This is a genomic window from Agromyces terreus, from assembly GCF_009749465.1.
Lineage (GTDB): Bacteria > Actinomycetota > Actinomycetes > Actinomycetales > Microbacteriaceae > Agromyces > Agromyces terreus.
Map to the genome: position 1 here is coordinate 635,126 of NZ_WBIS01000002.1, position 16,747 is coordinate 651,872.

15 protein-coding genes are annotated in these 16,747 nt (G+C 71.4%); 3 read left to right on the forward strand and 12 right to left on the reverse strand.

Annotation, left to right across the window (positions count from 1 at the left end):
• Positions 1-152: 152 nt before the first annotated feature.
• Entirely contained in the window at positions 153-1,076 is a 924-nt protein-coding gene (locus tag GQQ92_RS07975; RefSeq protein ID WP_156998679.1) for a 2-hydroxyacid dehydrogenase, read from the reverse strand.
• 150 nt (positions 1,077-1,226) lie between these two features.
• Between GQQ92_RS07975 and GQQ92_RS07980 the strand changes: the two genes are divergently transcribed.
• The gene (locus tag GQQ92_RS07980) at positions 1,227-1,823 is read left to right on the forward strand and encodes a hypothetical protein (protein WP_156998680.1); all 597 of its coding nucleotides are present in this window, start codon (positions 1,227-1,229) and stop codon (positions 1,821-1,823) included.
• A 54-nt stretch (positions 1,824-1,877) separates the two neighbouring features.
• Here the strand turns inward: GQQ92_RS07980 and GQQ92_RS07985 are convergent, their stop codons facing one another.
• The 9 genes from GQQ92_RS07985 to GQQ92_RS08025 form a co-directional block, all read right to left on the reverse strand.
• Positions 1,878-3,311: a rhamnulokinase gene (locus GQQ92_RS07985; protein WP_156998681.1), complete on the reverse strand. Its 1,434-nt coding sequence runs from the start codon at positions 3,309-3,311 to the stop codon at positions 1,878-1,880.
• Positions 3,308-3,547, reverse strand: coding sequence for a hypothetical protein (locus GQQ92_RS07990; protein WP_156998682.1), 240 nt, complete (start codon positions 3,545-3,547; stop codon positions 3,308-3,310). Before GQQ92_RS07990 ends, GQQ92_RS07985 begins: the two co-directional genes overlap by 4 nt.
• The gene (locus tag GQQ92_RS07995; RefSeq protein WP_156998683.1) at positions 3,544-5,580 is read right to left on the reverse strand and encodes a bifunctional aldolase/short-chain dehydrogenase; all 2,037 of its coding nucleotides are present in this window, start codon (positions 5,578-5,580) and stop codon (positions 3,544-3,546) included. Before GQQ92_RS07995 ends, GQQ92_RS07990 begins: the two co-directional genes overlap by 4 nt.
• 143 nt (positions 5,581-5,723) lie before the next feature.
• Positions 5,724-6,890, reverse strand: a complete 1,167-nt coding sequence (gene rhaI, locus GQQ92_RS08000; RefSeq protein WP_156998684.1) for an L-rhamnose isomerase — start codon at positions 6,888-6,890, stop codon at positions 5,724-5,726.
• Positions 6,887-7,306: an L-rhamnose mutarotase gene (locus GQQ92_RS08005; RefSeq protein ID WP_156998685.1), complete on the reverse strand. Its 420-nt coding sequence runs from the start codon at positions 7,304-7,306 to the stop codon at positions 6,887-6,889. Before GQQ92_RS08005 ends, rhaI begins: the two co-directional genes overlap by 4 nt.
• A gap of 263 nt (positions 7,307-7,569) precedes the next feature.
• The gene (rhaS, locus tag GQQ92_RS08010; RefSeq protein ID WP_156998686.1) at positions 7,570-8,610 is read right to left on the reverse strand and encodes a rhamnose ABC transporter substrate-binding protein; all 1,041 of its coding nucleotides are present in this window, start codon (positions 8,608-8,610) and stop codon (positions 7,570-7,572) included.
• A gap of 63 nt (positions 8,611-8,673) precedes the next feature.
• Positions 8,674-9,729, reverse strand: a complete 1,056-nt coding sequence (locus GQQ92_RS08015; RefSeq protein WP_156998687.1) for an ABC transporter permease — start codon at positions 9,727-9,729, stop codon at positions 8,674-8,676.
• The gene (locus GQQ92_RS08020; protein WP_156998688.1) at positions 9,726-10,751 is read right to left on the reverse strand and encodes an ABC transporter permease; all 1,026 of its coding nucleotides are present in this window, start codon (positions 10,749-10,751) and stop codon (positions 9,726-9,728) included. The genes GQQ92_RS08015 and GQQ92_RS08020 overlap by 4 nt, the downstream gene beginning before the upstream one ends.
• Complete coding sequence (locus GQQ92_RS08025; protein WP_156998837.1) at positions 10,748-12,238, reverse strand: sugar ABC transporter ATP-binding protein; 1,491 nt, start codon at positions 12,236-12,238, stop codon at positions 10,748-10,750. The genes GQQ92_RS08020 and GQQ92_RS08025 overlap by 4 nt, the downstream gene beginning before the upstream one ends.
• 168 nt (positions 12,239-12,406) lie before the next feature.
• Here GQQ92_RS08025 and GQQ92_RS08030 point away from each other — a divergent pair, with 168 nt between their 5' ends.
• Together GQQ92_RS08030 and GQQ92_RS08035 are read left to right on the forward strand one after the other, a co-directional pair.
• Positions 12,407-13,444, forward strand: coding sequence for a LacI family DNA-binding transcriptional regulator (locus tag GQQ92_RS08030; protein ID WP_156998689.1), 1,038 nt, complete (start codon positions 12,407-12,409; stop codon positions 13,442-13,444).
• Between the two features lie 67 nt (positions 13,445-13,511).
• Positions 13,512-14,537 carry a LacI family DNA-binding transcriptional regulator gene (locus tag GQQ92_RS08035; RefSeq protein ID WP_156998690.1) on the forward strand — a complete coding sequence of 342 codons (1,026 nt, stop codon included), beginning with the start codon at positions 13,512-13,514 and terminating at the stop codon, positions 14,535-14,537.
• Between the two features lie 90 nt (positions 14,538-14,627).
• On the opposite strand, the gene GQQ92_RS08040 is transcribed toward GQQ92_RS08035, so the two are convergent.
• Together GQQ92_RS08040 and GQQ92_RS08045 are read right to left on the reverse strand one after the other, a co-directional pair.
• Positions 14,628-16,145, reverse strand: a complete 1,518-nt coding sequence (locus GQQ92_RS08040; protein WP_156998838.1) for an MFS transporter — start codon at positions 16,143-16,145, stop codon at positions 14,628-14,630.
• Positions 16,146-16,150: 5 nt separating this feature from the next.
• Positions 16,151-16,654, reverse strand: coding sequence for a MarR family winged helix-turn-helix transcriptional regulator (locus tag GQQ92_RS08045; protein ID WP_156998691.1), 504 nt, complete (start codon positions 16,652-16,654; stop codon positions 16,151-16,153).
• Positions 16,655-16,747: the final 93 nt, after the last annotated feature.

The following is a 16,747-nucleotide window of genomic DNA, read 5'->3' on the forward strand; positions in this document are numbered from 1 at the left end:
CGCGCGCGCTACCGGGCACAGGGCTCGGCGCGGCATCCGAAATTCAGGAGATTCGCGTCGACGGATGCCTCAGGGCGGCCGTCTGGCCGGGTTTCCTGAGTTTCGGCGGGTTGGCGGGCGGGCGGGTCGGCGGGCGGGTCGGCGGGCGCGGGTCAGGAGCGCAGCACGACGTTGCGGGGCTCGTCCCCGCGCAGCATCCGCTCGACCTGATCGCGCACGAGGCGGGCCATGCGCGGCATCATCGCCGTGGAGGCGCCGCCGACGTGCGGCGTGACGAGCACGTTCGGCAGCGCGAACAGCGGATGCCCCTCGGGCAGCGGCTCGGGTTCGGTGACGTCGAGCGCGAAACGCAGGCGCCCGCTGCGCGCCTCGGCGAGGATCGCGTCGGTGTCGGCCACCCTGCCGCGCGCGATGTTCACGACGAGGGCGCCGTCGGGCAGCGCGGCGAGGAACTCCGCGTCGACGAGCCCCGTCGTGGCCTCGGTGAGGGGCACGCCGACGATCACGATCTCGGCGTTCGGGAGCAGCTCGGGCAGCTCGTCGGTGCCGTGCACGCGGCCGCGGGCGTCGTCGCGGGCGCGGCTGCCGACGCGGGTGATCTCGACCTCGAACGGCGCGAGACGGTCTTCGATCGCCTCGCCGACCCCGCCCACGCCGACGAGCAGCACGCGCCGATCGGCGAGGCTCGCGCGGCGCTCGGGCGCCCAGCGGCCCTCGTCGGCGGCACGCACGAACTCGGGGATGCCGCGCTGGGCGGCCAGCACGAGCGCGAGCGTGAGCTCGGCCGTCGAGGTCTCGTGCACGGATGCCGCGTTCGCGTACACGTGTCCCGGAGGAAGCGCCGCCTCGACGTCGTCGTAGCCGATCGACTGCGACTGCACGAGGCGCGTCGAGACGCCCTCGAGCGCGCCGAGCTTCGCGGAGGCGCCCATGTAGGGCGGCACGACGAGGTCGAGGTGCTCGGCGGGCGCGGGTCCGGAGAGATCCCACAGCACCACCTCGACGCACTCGGGCAGCGGCCCGATCGCGTCGCGGAGGGTGGCGCCGGGCAGGGACACGAGCAGTCGATCGGTCATGCATCGATCCTCTCAGAGGGTGCGCCCGCGGCATCCGCACCTCTGGCTCCCGAGTCGCCCGTCTCGGACCCTCCGTTCTCGAGTCGCCCACTTTCGTCCAGAGTCGGGCGACTCGGTTGCGGGGGTGCGGCGGCTGGTACCGTTGCGCACATGAGTGACGCGGGGGCAGGGGTCGGCTCGGGGGGCCGGCACGACGCCGTCGGCGCGACACCGCCCGCCGACCACGGGGTCGAACCCGAGGACGACCATCGGGTCAAGCCCGAGAACGTCCGGGCCGAGGCGCTCAAGGAGCGGGTCTACGCGACGTTCACCGGACTCGCCATCGTGCTCGTCCAGCTGACGAACGCCGACCACCTCGCGGCGGGGCAGGCCGTCATCGAGCTGGCGATCGGCATCCTCGCGATCACGGCCGCCGGCCTCGCGGCCGACGTCATCGCGTTCCTCTCGGCGCACGCGAGGTTCCCCGACGGGCACGAGGTGCGCATCATGCTGCGCATCGCGGCATCCGCGCTCGCCTCGGCCGGCGTTCCCGTGATCCTGCTCGCGCTCGCCGCGTTCGGCGTCCTGGAGGTCGAGACCGCGCTGCGCATCGTCTCGGTGGTCTACCTCGTGACGCTCGGGGTCATCGCCTACCTCGGCGTGCGGCGCACCCGCGCGCCCTGGTGGAAGCAGTTCCTCGCGCTCGCCGCGCTCATGGCGGTCGGGCTCAGCGTGATCATCATCCAGCTCGTCGCACACGGGCACTGAGCCCGTCGGGCGTTCGGCCCGCCGGGCGCTCGGTCCGTCGGACGTGTCGGCCGTTCAGTCCCGGGGCAGGTGGCGTCGCGGCCGGAACGCGCGGGCGACGAGCGCACGCAGATCCTCGAGCGAGCCCGTCGCGAACCCCTGCGCGCGCGCCTGCACGAGCACGTTGCCGATCGCCGTGGCCTCGACGGGGCCCGCGAGCACCTCGAGTCCCGAGCGGTCCGCGGTGCGCTGGCAGAGCAGCTCGTTGAGGGATCCGCCGCCGACGATGTGGATCGTGTGCACGTCCACCCCGGAGAGCACCGACGCCTGGCGCACGGCGCCCGCGAAGGCCTCGGCGAGCGACTCGACGATGGAGCGCGCGACCTCGGCCCGGCTGCGGGGCGCGGGGACGCCGTGCTCGGCGCACCACTCCGCGATGCGCCCCGGCATGTCGCCGGGCGCCATGAAGCGCGGGTCGTCGGCGTCGAACACCGCGACGGGCCCGGCGACGTCGGCCGCGGCCGCGAGCAGCTGCGGAAGGTCGATCGTCTCGCCGTCGCGTTCCCACCAGCGCACCGACTCCGACAGCAGCCACAGGCCCATGACGTTGTGCAGGAACCGCACGCGCCCGTCGACGCCGCCCTCGTTCGTGAAGTTCGCCTCGCGCGCGGCATCCGTCGTCACCGGCCGTTCGACCTCGACGCCGACGAGCCCCCACGTGCCGCACGAGATGTACGCCGCGGACTCGGCCCGCATCGGCACGGCGACGACCGCCGACGCGGTGTCGTGCGAGCCGACGGCGACGACCTCGACGCCGTCGGGCGCGCCGAGCTCGGAGGCCACGGTCGGCCGCAGCGGGCCGAGGGGGTCGCCGGGCGCGACGATGGGTGCGAAGACGGATGCCGGGAGCCCGAGCCGCTCGATGAGCTCGTCGTCCCACTCGCCCGAATGCACGCCGAGGAGCCCGGTCGTCGAGGCGTTCGTGCGCTCGGCGACGCGTCGGCCCGTGAGCTCGAACCCGATGAGGTCGGGCACGAGCAGGAGGGAGTCGGCGAGGTCGAGGCATCCGCCCTCGCGTTCTGCTGCGAGCTGGTAGAGCGTGTTGAACGGCAGGAACTGGAGGCCGTTGCGGCGGTAGAGCTCGGCGAACGGCACCGTTTCGTGCACCGCCTCGACGGCGCGGGCGTTGCGCTCGTCGCGGTAGTGGAACGGCTCGCCGATCAGGCGGTCGCCCCGGAGCAGGCCGTAGTCGACGGCCCACGAGTCGACGCCGATCGAGGCGACCGACGGATCGCGGCGGAACGCCTCGGCGAGGCCGCGCGCGAGGTCGCGGTAGAGGCCCGTGAAGTCCCAGTGCAGGCCGGAGGCGAGCCGCACCGGTCCGTTCTGGAAGCGCGCGAGGTGCTCGAGCTCGAGCGTGCCGGCCCGCTGGTCGACCCGGCCGAGGATGACGCGCCCGCTCGTCGCCCCGAGGTCGACCGCGGCGACGGTGCCCGCGCCCGCGCTCATCGTCGGCCCACGTCGGTCGAGGAGCGGAGCGTCGCGCCGGTCGAGGAGCGGAGCGTCGCGCCGGTCGAGGAGCGGAGCGTCTCGAGACCTGCGCCGAGACCCGGCAGGGTGGTCTCGAGACGCTCCTGCGTCGCTCCTCGACCGGCGAGGTTGGGCAGGGTGGTCTCGAGACGCTCCTGCGTCGCTCCTCGACCGGCGAGACCGGCGCGACCGGCGACGCCCGTCACGGCGCTCATCGCAGGAAGGCCGCGGCGACGCCCGAGTCGACGGGGATGTGCAGGCCGGTCGTGCGGCTGAGCTCGGGACCGGTGAGCACGTACACCGCGTCGGCGACGTTCTCGGGCACGACCTCGCGCTTGAGGATCGTGCGGTTGGCGTAGAACTGGCCGAGGTCCTCTTCCTTCACGCCGTAGGTCGCGGCGCGGTTCGCACCCCACCCGGCGGCGAAGATTCCCGAGCCGCGAACGACGCCGTCGGGGTTGATGCCGTTCACGCGCACGCCGTGCTCGCCGAGCTCGACCGCGAGCAGGCGCACCTGGTGGGCCTGGTCGGCCTTCGTCGCCGAGTAGGCGATGTTGTTCGGGCCCGCGAAGACCGAGTTCTTCGACGAGATGTAGATCACGTCGCCCCCCATCTTCTGGTCGACGAGTGCGCGAGCGGCGGCCTTCGACACGAGGAACGAGCCCTTCGCCATGACGTCGTGCTGGAGGTCCCAGTCCTTCTCGGTGGTCTCGAGCAGCGGCTTCGACAGCGACAGGCCCGCGTTGTTCACGACGAGGTCGATGCCGCCGAACGCGAGCAGCGTCGCGTCGATCGCGGCCTGCACGCCCGCGGCATCCGCCACGTTCGCGGCGACGCCGATCGCGACATCCGTGCTGCCCAGTTCTGCCGCCGCGGCCTGCGCCTTCTCGAGGTCGAGGTCGGCGACGACGACGCACGCGCCCTCGGCGGCGAGGCGGGTCGCGATGGCCTTGCCGATGCCGGATGCCGCGCCCGTGACGAACGCGATGCGCCCCTGGTGGGTCTTCGGCTTCGGCATGCGGAGGAGCTTCGCCTCCTCGAGCGCCCAGTACTCGATGCGGAACTTCTCGGCATCGGAGATGGGGGCGTACGTCGAGAGCGCCTCGGCGCCGCGCATCACGTTGATCGCGTTGAGGTAGAACTCGCCGGCGACGCGTGCGGTCTGCTTGTTCGCGCCGTAGCTGAACATGCCCACGCCCGGCACGAGCACGATCAGCGGATCGGCGCCGCGGATCGCGGGGCTCTCGGCGGTCGCGTGCGCGTCGTAGTACGCCTGGTAGTCGGCGCGGTACGCCTCGTGCAGCTCCTGCAGGCGGGCGACCGAGTCCTCGATCGACGCGTCGGAAGGCAGGTCGAGCACCATGGGCTTGACCTTGGTGCGCAGGAAGTGGTCGGGGCAGCTCGTGCCGAGCGCGGCGAGGTGAGGCATCCGCTCGCTCGCGAGGAAGTCGAGCACCTCGGGGGCATCGGAGAAGTGGCCGACCATGGGCTTGTCGTGGCTCGCGATGCCGCGGATCGTGGCGGCGAGGGCGGCGGCCTTCGCGCGGCGCTCGGCCGGCTCGAGGGCTTCGTACCCTGCGACGACGGCGCCGAAGGGGTCGGATGCCCCGTGCTCGGCGATGTACGCGGCGGCGGTGTCGATGATCCAGAGCGAGTTCGCCTCGGTCTCCTCCGACGTGTCGCCCCACGCGGTGATGCCGTGGCCGCCGAGGATGCAGCCGATCGCGGCCGGGTTCGCCGCCTTGATCTCGGCGATGTCGAGGCCGAGCTGGAAGCCGGGGCGGCGCCACGGCACCCACACGACCTTCTCGCCGAAGATCTTGCCCGTCAGCTCCTCGCCGTCGGCCGCGGTCGCGATCGCGATGCCCGAGTCGGGGTGCAGGTGGTCGACGTGCGCGGCGTCGACGAGGCCGTGCATGGCGGTGTCGATCGACGGGGCCGCGCCGCCCTTGCCGTGCAGCGTGTAGTCGAAGGCCGCGACCATCTCGTCTTCGCGGTCGACGCCCGGGTACACGTTCACGAGCGAACGCAGGCGGTCGAGGCGCAGCACCGCGAGGCCCTGCTCGGTGAGCGTGCCGAGGTCGCCGCCAGAACCCTTGACCCACATGAGCTCGACGGGCTCGCCCGTGACGGGGTCGGTCTCGGTGCCCTTGGCCGACGTGTTGCCGCCGGCGTAGTTCGTGTTCTTCGGGTCGGCGCCGAGGCGGTTCGACCGCGCGATGAGATCGGCTGCAGCTGGGTTCGTCATGATGTCGTGGTTCCTTCGGTCGTGCGGTTCAGGGGCCGCCCCACCGATCCGTCGATCTTCGCCCTACCCGGGAGCGGGCGGGGCGAAGATCGACGGATCGAGTGCATGGGCGGGCGGGATGTTGCGTGAGTCCGCGGGGAGGGTCAGGCGCCCCAACCGGCCTGCACGCCGCCGACGCGCTCCTCCGCGATCTTCGCGAGGTGGCCGGATGCCGCGAACGCCGCCATCGGGTCGGCGGGCAGGCCGCGCGACTCGCGCCACTCGGCGAGGGCGGGGCGCACGTCGGTGTAGAAGGCGTCCATGAACACGCGGTTCGCCTCGAGCACGTCGCCCGAGCGCTGCGCGGCACGCAGGGCCTCGCCGTCGACGAGCAGCGCGCGCGCCGTCATCTCCTGGACGTTCAGCACCGAGCGGATCTGGCCGGGGATCTTGTCCTCCACGTTGTGGCACTGGTCGAGCATGAACGCCACGTCGGGGTTGTTCAGGCCGCCGCCGCGGATGACCTCGAACACGATGCGGAACAGCTGGAACGGGTCGGCCGCGCCCACGATGAGGTCGTCGTCGGCGTAGAAGCGCGAATTGAAGTCGAACGAGCCGAGCTTGCCGAGACGCAGCAGCTGCATGACGATGAACTCGATGTTCGTGCCCGGCGCGTGGTGTCCGGTGTCGAGGCAGACCATCGCCTTGTCGCCGAGCGCGGCGACCTGGGCGTAGCTCGTGCCCCAGTCGGGAACGTCGGTGTGGTAGAACGCCGGCTCGAAGAACTTGTACTCGAGCACGAGGCGCTGCTCGTCGCCGAGGCGGGCGTAGATCTCGGACAGCGACTCGTGCAGGCGGTCCTGACGGCCGCGCAGGTCGGCCTGACCCGGGTAGTTCGAGCCCTCGGCGAGCCAGATCTTCAGGTCGCGCGACCCGGTCGCGTGCATGATGTCGATGCACTCGAGGTGGTGGTCGATGGCCTTGCGGCGCACGGCGGCGTCTTCGTGGGTGAGGGCGCCGAACTTGTAGTCGTCGTCCTGGAACGTGTTCGAGTTGATCGTGCCGAGCGCGACGCCGAGGCCCTCGGCGTGCGAACGCAGCTCGTCGTACGAGTCGACCTTGTCCCACGGGATGTGCAGTGCGACGGTCGGCGCGAGCGCCGTGTACTCGTGCACCTTCGCGGCATCCGCGATCTTCTCGAAGGGGTCGCGCGGGGTGCCGGGCGTGGCGAACACCTTGAAACGGGTGCCCGAGTTGCCGAACGCCCAGCTCGGGAGTTCGATGGCCTGCTGCTCGAGCTGGGCCAGTTGTTCGGTGGTGAAGAGGCTCACGAGTGGCTGCTTTCTGTGGTGGTCGGTTCGGTGTCGGATGCCGCGGGCAGGGCGTCGAGCGCCGCGAGCTGGTCTTCGAGGTTGAACACCTCGGTGAGTCGTGGGGCGGACTGGTCGGGGCGGGCGCCGTCGAGGCTGACGAAGAACTCCGCCATCTGCGCCTCCCAGGCCGCGGTGCGCGGGTCGTGCTCGAGGGCGGCCTGCGCCGCGTCGTCGTCGTCGACCTCGTAGTAGCCGATGAGCAGGCCGTCGGGCCGAAGGAACAGCGAGTAGTTGCGGCGGCCGGATGCCTCGATGGCGCGCAGCATGTCGGGCCAGACCGCGGCGTGGCGTTCGCGGTACTCGTCGAGGCGGGCGGGGTCGACCTGGAGCTGGAAGCAGACGCGTTGCGCCGTCGCAGCGGTGGGGCTCGTCATCGAGCTCGCCGTCCTTTCGTCTTCGCGGGTCGTGTTCGAGGCTTCGCTTGGGGTGTGATCCGGGTGGTCCGGGTGGTGGACGGTTCGTGTCGGCCCGTGGTAATGAATCGTTTCAACACTCTACCTCCGATGGGACGGGAGCGCAACGGCGTCCCCGCCCGTTCGGGTCGGATGCGCCGTCGGAGCGGGCCGATGCCCCGCCGAACGGCACGAGGGCCCGGGCGACGCGAACGGTCGACCGGGCCCTCGCTGCGGCATCCGACTCAGAAGTCGAAGTCGCCGATGTTGTCCGCGTTGAACTCGAACGGGTCGCCGAGGAGCACGACGCCGTCGGCGCCGACCTCGTAGTCGCCGAGCTTGCCCGCCTCGAACGAGTCGCCCTCGGCGCCCGTGATGTCGCCCTCGATGAGCGCCTTCGAGGCGTATGCGGCGAGGTAGCCCAGGTCGGCCGGGTTCCACAGCGCGAACGCGGTCACGGTGCCGTCCTCGACGTACTCGCGCATCTGGTTCGGCGTGCCGAGCCCGGTCAGCGCGACCTTGCCCTTGTAGTCCGAGGTCGAGAGGTAGCGGGCGGCGGCGGAGATGCCGACCGTCGTGGGCGAGATGATGCCCTTCAGCTCGGGGTGCGTCTGCAGCAGCGCCGCGGTCTTGTCGAACGAGGTCTGGTCGTCGTCGTCGCCGTAGACCGTCTCGACGAGCGTGATGTCGGGGTAGTCGCTCGCGAGGTACTCCTCCATCATCTCGATCCAGGCGTTCTGGTTCGTGGCGTTCGCCGAGGCCGAGAGGATCGCGATCTCGCCGGCGCCGCCGATCTGGTCGGCGACGAGGTCGACCTGCACCTTGGCGATGCCCTCCGCGTCGGCCTGGTTGATGAACACGTCGCGGCAGTCCGCGTTCGTGTCGGAGTCGAAGGTGACCACCTTCACGTTCGCGTCGCGGGCCTCGTTGAGGGCGTCGCAGATCGCCTCGGGGTCGTTCGCCGAGACGGCGATCGCACCCACGCCCTGCTGCGTGAGGGTGTTGATGTAGCTGACCTGCGCGTCGGGCGTGGCCTCGGCCGGCCCGACCTCGGCGAAGGTTCCGCCGAACTCGTCGATGGCCTCCTTCGCACCGGTCGACGAGGTGTCGAAGTACGGGTTGCCGAGGTTCTTCGGCAGGAACGTGATGGCGAGGTTGGCGCTGTCGCCCGAGCCGCCGTCCGAGCCCCCTTCGCTGCCGGAGTCGACCGCGCAGCCGGTGGCGAGCAGTGCCACGCCCACCGCGAGCGCGGTCAGGGCGCCTGCGCGCCGCTTGTGTTCAAACATCGTTGTTCTTCCCTTCATCGGTTCAGTCGATGGGTGATTGCATCGACGGGTCGCGCGGCCCGGTCACCCTGCTGTGGAGGCCTCGACGCGCGGTTTTCCCCCTGGTGCTCGACGCCGCGTACGCAGCCAGGCCAGGAAGCTGTTGGTCACCACCGAGAGCACCAGGAGTGCTCCGGTGATGATGTTGATGACATCGCTCGTGACGTTCGCGAGGCGCAGGGCGCTCGCGAGCACGCCGATGAGCAGCACGCCCGCGATGACGCCGTGGATTGCGCCGCGACCGCCGAACACGGAGACGCCGCCGAGCACGACCGCGGCGATGACCTGCAGTTCGAGGCCGGTCGCGTTGTCGCCGCGGGCGCTGCCGAACCGCAGCGTGTAGAAGATGCCCGCGAGTGCCGCGACCAGGCCGCTCAGGACGAACAGGATCATCTTCGTGCGCTCGACGTGCACGCCGGAGAAGTGCGCGGCCGACTTCGACAGGCCGATCGCGTAGATGCCGCGCCCGAAGGGCGTGAAGTGCAGCAGCACCGTGAACACCACGAGCAGCGCGAGGAACAGGAACAGCACGAGGGGGATGTTCGATCCGCCGACGCGCATCTTCGCCAGATCGGTCCAGAAGTCGGGGAAGTCGGTGATGGCGGTCGTGCCGAGCAGGCCGACGGCGAGCCCGCGGAACAGCGCGAGCGTGCCGATCGTGACCGCGAGCGACGGCAGGCCGACCACGGTGACGAGGAACCCGTTCACCGCGCCGCAGACGGCGCCGGCGATGAGCGCGACGACCGCCGCGACCTCGAAGGGCAGCCCCGCCTGGGTGAGCACGCCCGTGAGCACGCTCGACAGGCCCACGATGCTCGCGACCGAGAGGTCGATCTCTCCGGTGATCATGATGAGCGTCATCGGCAGTGCGATGAGCAGGATCGGCATGACGTCGAGCAGCAGGTAGGTGAGGGTGATCGGCTGGCCGAATCCCCGCACGCTCACCGACGCGACGACGGCGACGATCACGAGCAGGCCGATGATCGCGGCCTCGCGTGTCAGCAGGATGCGCTGCCAGAGCGGGCGGTCGTAGTCCCGATAGGTGCGGGCGACGGCGGACGAGGTGGTCGTGGCGGTCATCGGTCTTCCTCCCTCGCCTCGATGAGCCGGCGTTTGGCTCGGACGGCGAGCACCCGGTCGAGCACGATGGCGCCGATGATGAGCGCGCCGACGACGGCGCGCTGCCAGAAGTCGGGGATGCCGAGGATCGGCAGCGCCCGGTTGATCGTGAGCAGCAGCACCGCGCCGATCGCGGCGCCCCACACCGAGCCGACGCCGCCGGTGATCGCGACGCCGCCGATGACGGCCGCGCCGACCGCGTCGAGCTCCCACCCGGCACCGGCCTGCGAGCTGATCGTGCCGTACCGTGCCGCGTACAGCACGCCGGCCAGCCCCGACAGCGCGCCCGAGAGCGCGAACGCGATGAGCAGGCGGCGGGTGACGCGCAGGCCGTAGAGCTCGGCCGCCGCCGGGTCGGAGCCGATCGCGTAGAACTCGCGCCCGCCGCGGGTGTTCTTCATGAACCAGGCCGCGGCGATCAGCACGACCAGGGCGATGATCGTGAGGATCGGGATGTACAGGATCTGCCCCGTGCCGAGCGCGAGGAACGACTTCGGCAGGTCGGAGGCGTTGATCCGGTCGCTGCCGGTCCAGAGCACGTTGATGCCGCGATACGCGTAGAGCGTGCCGAGCGTGATGACCATCGCGGGCACCTTCGCGAAGGCGACGAGGGCGCCGTTCACGAGGCCGAGCAGGGCGCCGAACCCGACCGCGATCACGAACACCACGATGATCGGGATGCCCTGGAGGTCGACGAACAGGCGACCCGTGAGATAGGCCGACAGGCCCAGGATCGAGCCCACCGACAGGTCGACGTTGCGCGTGATGATCACGATCGCCTGGCCGATGGCGACGAGCACGAGGATCGCCGGCGTCAGCAGCAGGTCGCGCCAGCCGTCGGCGCTGAACAGGAAGTTCGGGTTGGCGATCGTGGCCGCGAGCACTACGAGCACGAGCGCGAGCAGGATGCCGAACTCGCGTGCGGCGCCGACCGAGCGGAGGCGCTTCGTGGCGGCCGAGCGTTCGATGGCGGGGGCGGTCATGCGTGGGCTCCATCGGCGTGCGTCGCGGCGAACATGACGTTCTCGCTGGTGGCGTCGGATCGGTCGATCTCGGCGGTGATGCGTCCCTCGCGCATGACGAGCACCCGATCGGCCATGCCGAGCACCTCGGGCAGCTCGGAGGAGATCATGAGGATGCCCATGCCGCGGCCGGCGAGCTCGGAGAGCAGCCGGTGCACCTCGGCCTTCGTGCCGACGTCGATGCCGCGCGTGGGCTCGTCGATGATGAGCACGGTGGGCTCGGTCGCGAGCCACTTGCCGAGCACGACCTTCTGCTGGTTGCCGCCCGAGAGGGTCCCGGCGACCGTCGAGAGGGCGTTGGTCTTCACCTCGAGCCGGCTTGCCCACACCTTCGCGGCGCGGTTCTCCATGCCGGTCGTGATGAGGCCGGCCTTCGCGAGTTCGTTGCGGATGACGAGGGCGATGTTCTGCGCCACCGACGACTCGAGCACGAGGCCCTGCTTGCGGCGGTCCTCGGGCACGAGCGCGAGGCCGGCGCGGATCGCGGTGTCGGGCCGGCGGCGGGGGAGCGTGCGGCCGTTCAGGCGCACCGTTCCCGATTCGTAGGGATCCACGCCGAACACGGCCCGGGCCACCTCGCTCCGGCCCGCGCCGACGAGGCCGGCGAGGCCGACGATCTCACCCGCGCGCACCGAGAACGAGATGTCGTGGAAGACGCCCGTGCGGGTGAGCCCCTCGACCTCGAGCAGCGGCTCGCCGATCTCGGCTTCCGTCTTCGGGAACAGCTCGGTGACGTCGCGGCCGACCATCTGGCGCACGAGCTCGTCGACGGTGGTGTCGGCGATGGGCGTGGTGGCGACGTACGCGCCGTCGCGCATGACGGTGACGGTGTCGCAGAGGGCGAAGATCTCGTCGAAGCGGTGCGAGATGAACAGGAGCGCCCTGCCCTCGTCGCGGAGGCTGCGCGCCACGGCGAACAGGCGGTCGACCTCGACGCCCGAGAGGGCGGCGGTCGGCTCGTCCATGATCAGCACGCGGGCGTCGAGCGAGACGGCCTTGGCGATCTCGATGACCTGCTGGTCGGCGATCGAGAGGCCCTCGGCCGGGCGTTCGGGGTCGATGCGCACGCCGAGCCGCTGGAACAGGGCTTCGGCCTCGTGCCGCATGGCCTTCCGGTCGATGCGGCCGAAGCGCCCCGTGGGCTGGCGCCCCATGAAGATGTTCTCGGTGACGGTGAGGTCGGGGAAGAGCGTCGGCTCCTGGTAGATGACCGCGATGCCCGCCGCCTTCGACTGGGCGGTCGAGGTGAAGTCGACCTCTTCGCCGCGAAGCCGGAGGTCGCCGCCGTCACGGCGGTAGAGGCCCGCGACGATCTTCACGAGCGTCGACTTGCCGGCGCCGTTCTCGCCGACGAGCGCGTGGATCGAGCCCTGCTCGAGCCGCAGGCTCCCGGAGCGGAGGGCGACCACCGGCCCGAAGGACTTGACGACCTTGGAGAGTTCCAGCATCGGCGGCGCCAGAGTCTGCGCCGGGTCCGTCTGCACGATGGCCTCCTCGTCGAGGTTGAAATCCGATGAATGTACCTGAATCGATTCATGTACGATTCAGGGATACTGTATGGATCGTTTCAAAGCGCGTCAAGTCGCAACACGATCCGAACCGGCGAAGGAGCTCGTATGGCAGGGGTGCGCATCCGCGACGTCGCGCAGCATGCGGGCGTCTCGGTCGGCACGGTGTCGAACGTGCTCAATCGTCCGGGCGACGTCTCCCCGGACTCGGTCGAGCGGGTCAACCAAGCCATCGAGCAGCTGGGCTACGTGCGCAACGATGCCGCCCGGAAGCTTCGCGCCGGCGTGAGCACCACCGTCGGGTTCGTCGTCCTCGACGGCCAGAACCCGTTCTTCACCGACGTCGTGCGCGGCGCCGAAGACGAGGCCAGCAGCCACAACCTCGCGATCCTCTACGGCAACACCGACGAGGACGTCGCCCGCGAGCGCATGTACCTCGACCTCTTCGAGGAGCAGCAGGTGCGCGGGGTCCTGATCTCGCCCTACGGCGACATCCATCCCCGCCTCGAGCGACTGCGCGCCCGCGGCATCCCCGCCGTCCTCGTCGATCGCTTCAGCGGCGACGGCCGGTTCAGCTCGGTGTCGGTCGACAGCGTCGCCGGCGGTCGCATGGCCGTCGAGCACCTCATCGACTCCGGGCGCCGGCGCATCGCCTTCGTCGGCGGCCCGTTCGAGATGCAGCAGGTGCGCGACCGGCTCGCCGGAGCCCGCGTCGCCGCAGAGAACGCCGTCGTCCCGGTCGAGATCGAGGTCATCGCGACCGATGCGACGACCGTCGAGGCCGGGGTCGTCGCGGGCGCGCGCATCCTCGCCCGACCCGCGCGCGACCGGCCCGATGCCCTCTTCGCCGCGAACGACCTGGTCGCGCTCGGCCTGCTCCAGGCACTCGTGGTCGACGCGCGCATGCTCGTGCCGGACGAGATCGCGATCATCGGCTTCGACGACATCCCCTTCGCCGCGGCGGCCGCCGTGCCGATCTCGTCGATGCGGCAACCCGGTCGGATGATCGGACGCACGGCGCTGCGCATCCTCCTCGAGGAGACCGCGGACCCCGAGCTCATCCCGAGGCAGACGGTCTTCCTCCCCGAACTCGTCGTGCGCAGGTCCACCGCCTCGGCGGCGGGCGGCGCCGCGCGCGGCCGGTGACGCGGATTCCTGACATCATGGCCGGAGCGCCGTCAGAACGGCCCCGAGCGAACCGAGAGGACCCCGCATGGCCGTGAGTGTGAAGGACGTCGCGCTCGCGGCATCCGTCTCGGTCGGCACCGTCTCGAACGTGCTCAACCGACCCGAGATCGTCGCCCCCGCCACCGTGCAGCGCGTGCAGGACGCGATCGAGCGTCTCGGGTTCGTGCGCAACGACGCGGCGCGGCAGCTGCGGGCGGGCCGCAGCCGCAGCATCGGCCTCGTCGTGCTCGACGTGCGCAACCCCTTCTTCACCGACGTCGCCCGCGGCGCCGAGGATCGCGCCGCCGAGGAGCACATGACGGTGCTCCTCGGCAACAGCGACGAGAACGTCGCGCGCGAGGGCGCCTACCTCGACCTGTTCGAGGAACAGCGCGTGCACGGCGTGCTCATCTCGCCCCTCGCCGACGACATGCCGCGGCTCGAGCGGCTCCGCGAGCGCGGCACGCCCGTCGTGCTGGTCGACCGCGAGTCGCCCGATCGCGCGTTCTCGTCGGTCGCCGTCGACGACGTCGTGGGCGGCGAGCTCGCCGCACGCCACCTGCTCGAGACCGGCCGCCGCCGGCTCGCATTCGTCGGCGGCCCCGCGAGCCTCCAGCAGGTCGTCGACCGCCTCGAGGGGGCCCGGCGCGCGGTGGCCGAGGTTCCGGATGCCTCGCTCGAGGTCGTCCCGACCGGCTCGCTCACCGTGCTCGAGGGCCGGGCCGCGGGCGAGACGCTGCGCGAGCGCCCCGCGGCCGAGCGCCCCGACGCGGTGTTCGCCGCGAACGACCTGCTCGCCATGGGCGTGCTCCAGGCGCTCACCATGCAGGGCGGCGTGCCCGTGCCCGACGAGATCGCGCTCATCGGCTACGACGACATCGACTTCGCCTCGGCGGCGGTCGTGCCGCTCTCCTCGATCCGCCAGCCCGCGACCCTGATCGGCTACACCGCGGTCGACCTGCTGCTCCGGGAGGCCGCCCACCTCGCGTCCGCGACGCCGGGAGCGTATGCGCACGAGCACGTCGTCTTCCAGCCAGGGCTCGTCGTGCGGGAGTCGACCCGCGCGGTCTGATCGACCGGGCGGTGCCGGAAGGCGCTGGAGTCGCTGAGCCGGGTGCATCGGAGTGGCCTCGTCCGGCGCATCGTCGACAGCGGCGACGGGTCAGCGCGGGCGCGAGGCCGGCTCGTCGCGCGCCGGCCCCGCGGCATCCGCTCGCCCCGAAGCATCCGCCCGCCCTGCGGCATCCGCTCGCCGCCCGCCGTGACCGCCGCCGTGCCCGGCGAGCTTCGGCAGCCGGATGGGTGAGGTCATCGCGACCTCGTCGGAGAAGTCCACGTCGTCGGAGTAGTCGGGCTCGTCGCGGTCGGTGATCGCGCCGAGCGAGCCGGTGGCCGGTGCGGCGACGCGGTCCCCGTCGGCGATCGCCTCGGCGGAGGCCGCCCACGCGAGGCCGAACCTCCAGCGGCGCTGCGGCATGTGCGCGACGCGCAGCCCGCGGGCGACCATGAGCCAGACCACGCCGACGGCGAGGGCGGCGAACGCGGCGACGGATGCCACGCCGAGGGCCCAACGCGGCCCGGCGGCGTCGGCCACCCAGCCGACCGTCGGGGCGCCGATGAGCGTGCCGCCCATGAGGATCGCGACGTAGAGGGCCATGACGCGCCCGCGCACCTCGGGGGCGGTCGTGGTCTGCACGTATCCGTTCGCGGTCGTGAGCAGGGTGACGGTGCTGAAGCCGATGAGGATGGTCGACGCCGCGAAGGTCTCGTACGTGGGCATGAACGCCGCGATGAGCGAGGCCGCGCCCAGCGCGCCGGCGCTGAGGAACACGACCCGCAGCCGCGCCCGCGCGCGTCGGGCCGCGAGCAGCGCGGCGGTGAGCGAGCCGATCGCGAGGATCGAGGAGAGCACGCCGTACTCGCCCGCCCCCTTGCCGAACATGACCGCCATGGTCGAGGAGAAGATCGGGAAGTTCATGCAGAACGCGCCCACGAGGAACACGATGACGAGCACCACCACGAGGTCGGAACGCCCGCCGACGTAGCGGAAGCCCTGCACGAGCGCGTTGCCCGTGCGCGGCGCGCGCGGATGCACGATGAGCTCGCGCCGGCGCATGACGAGCAGGGCGACGAGCATCGCGACGAACGTGAGCGCGTTGATCATGAAGACCCAGCCGGAGCCGACGAGCACGATGAGCCCGCCGGCGACGGCGGGGCCGATGAGGCGTGCCGCGTTGAAGGATGCCGCGTTCAGCGCGACCGCGTTCGAGGCGTTGGGGCCGCTGACGAGGTCGGAGACGAAGGTTTGGCGCGCGGGCGCGTCGAACGCGCTCGTGATGCCGAGCGCGAGGGCGAATCCGTAGACGTGCCAGAGCTGCGCGTGCCCGCCGAGCAGTAGGAGCCCCAGGCCGACGGCGAGGAGCATGAGCACCGACTGGGTGACCAGGAGCACCTTGCGTCGGTCGAACCGGTCGATCACCGCGCCCGTGATGGGCACGAGCACGAGCTGCGGGCCGAACTGGAGCGCCATCGTCGCGCCGACCGCGGCCGCGTTGTTGTGCGTGAGCTCGGTGAGCACGACCCAGTCTTGAGTGGTCGACTGCATCCACCCGCCGACGTTCGAGACGAGGGCGCCGATGAACCAGACGCGGTAGTTGAATCCCGAGAGGGACCGGAACATCGCGCTCACGCGGTGATCCGTTTCAGGAGTTCGGTGGCCGCGGCGAGGGTCGCGCGCTCGTCGGCGTTGAGCGTCGCGACACGGCGTGCCAGCCACGCGTCGCGGCGCCGGCGGGTCTCGAGCACGATCGCCGTGCCGGCGGGGGTGCATTCGAGGAGGACCTTTCGGCCGTCTTCGGGGGCGCCGGCGCGCACCACGAGGCCGGCCTCGACGAGCTGGTTCGTGGTGCGGTTCATCGAGGGGGCGCTGACGCCCTCGCACTCGGCGAGCCGGCCGAGGCCCATCGGCCCCTCGGAGGTGAGCCAGGCGAGGGCGGCGAACTGCGAGGCCGTGAGCTCGGCGTCGGACCGCTCCTGCCGGATGCGCCGAGAGAGCCGCATGATCGCGAGCCGCAGTTCGGTGCTCTGGTCGGCGATGGTGCGAGGTCGCCGGGCGGATGCCGCGGTCCGGGCGGATGCCGCGGGGCGGCCGGGTGCGGCGGCGGTCGCCGTGGGCTCGGTTCGAGGCATTCCAACAGCATAGCTAATGAGCAAGGCTAATGAAATGCGATCTGTCCGGAAGGGGTTGACGGCCGCTCGCCGATCGGGGCATGCTGAAGGTCG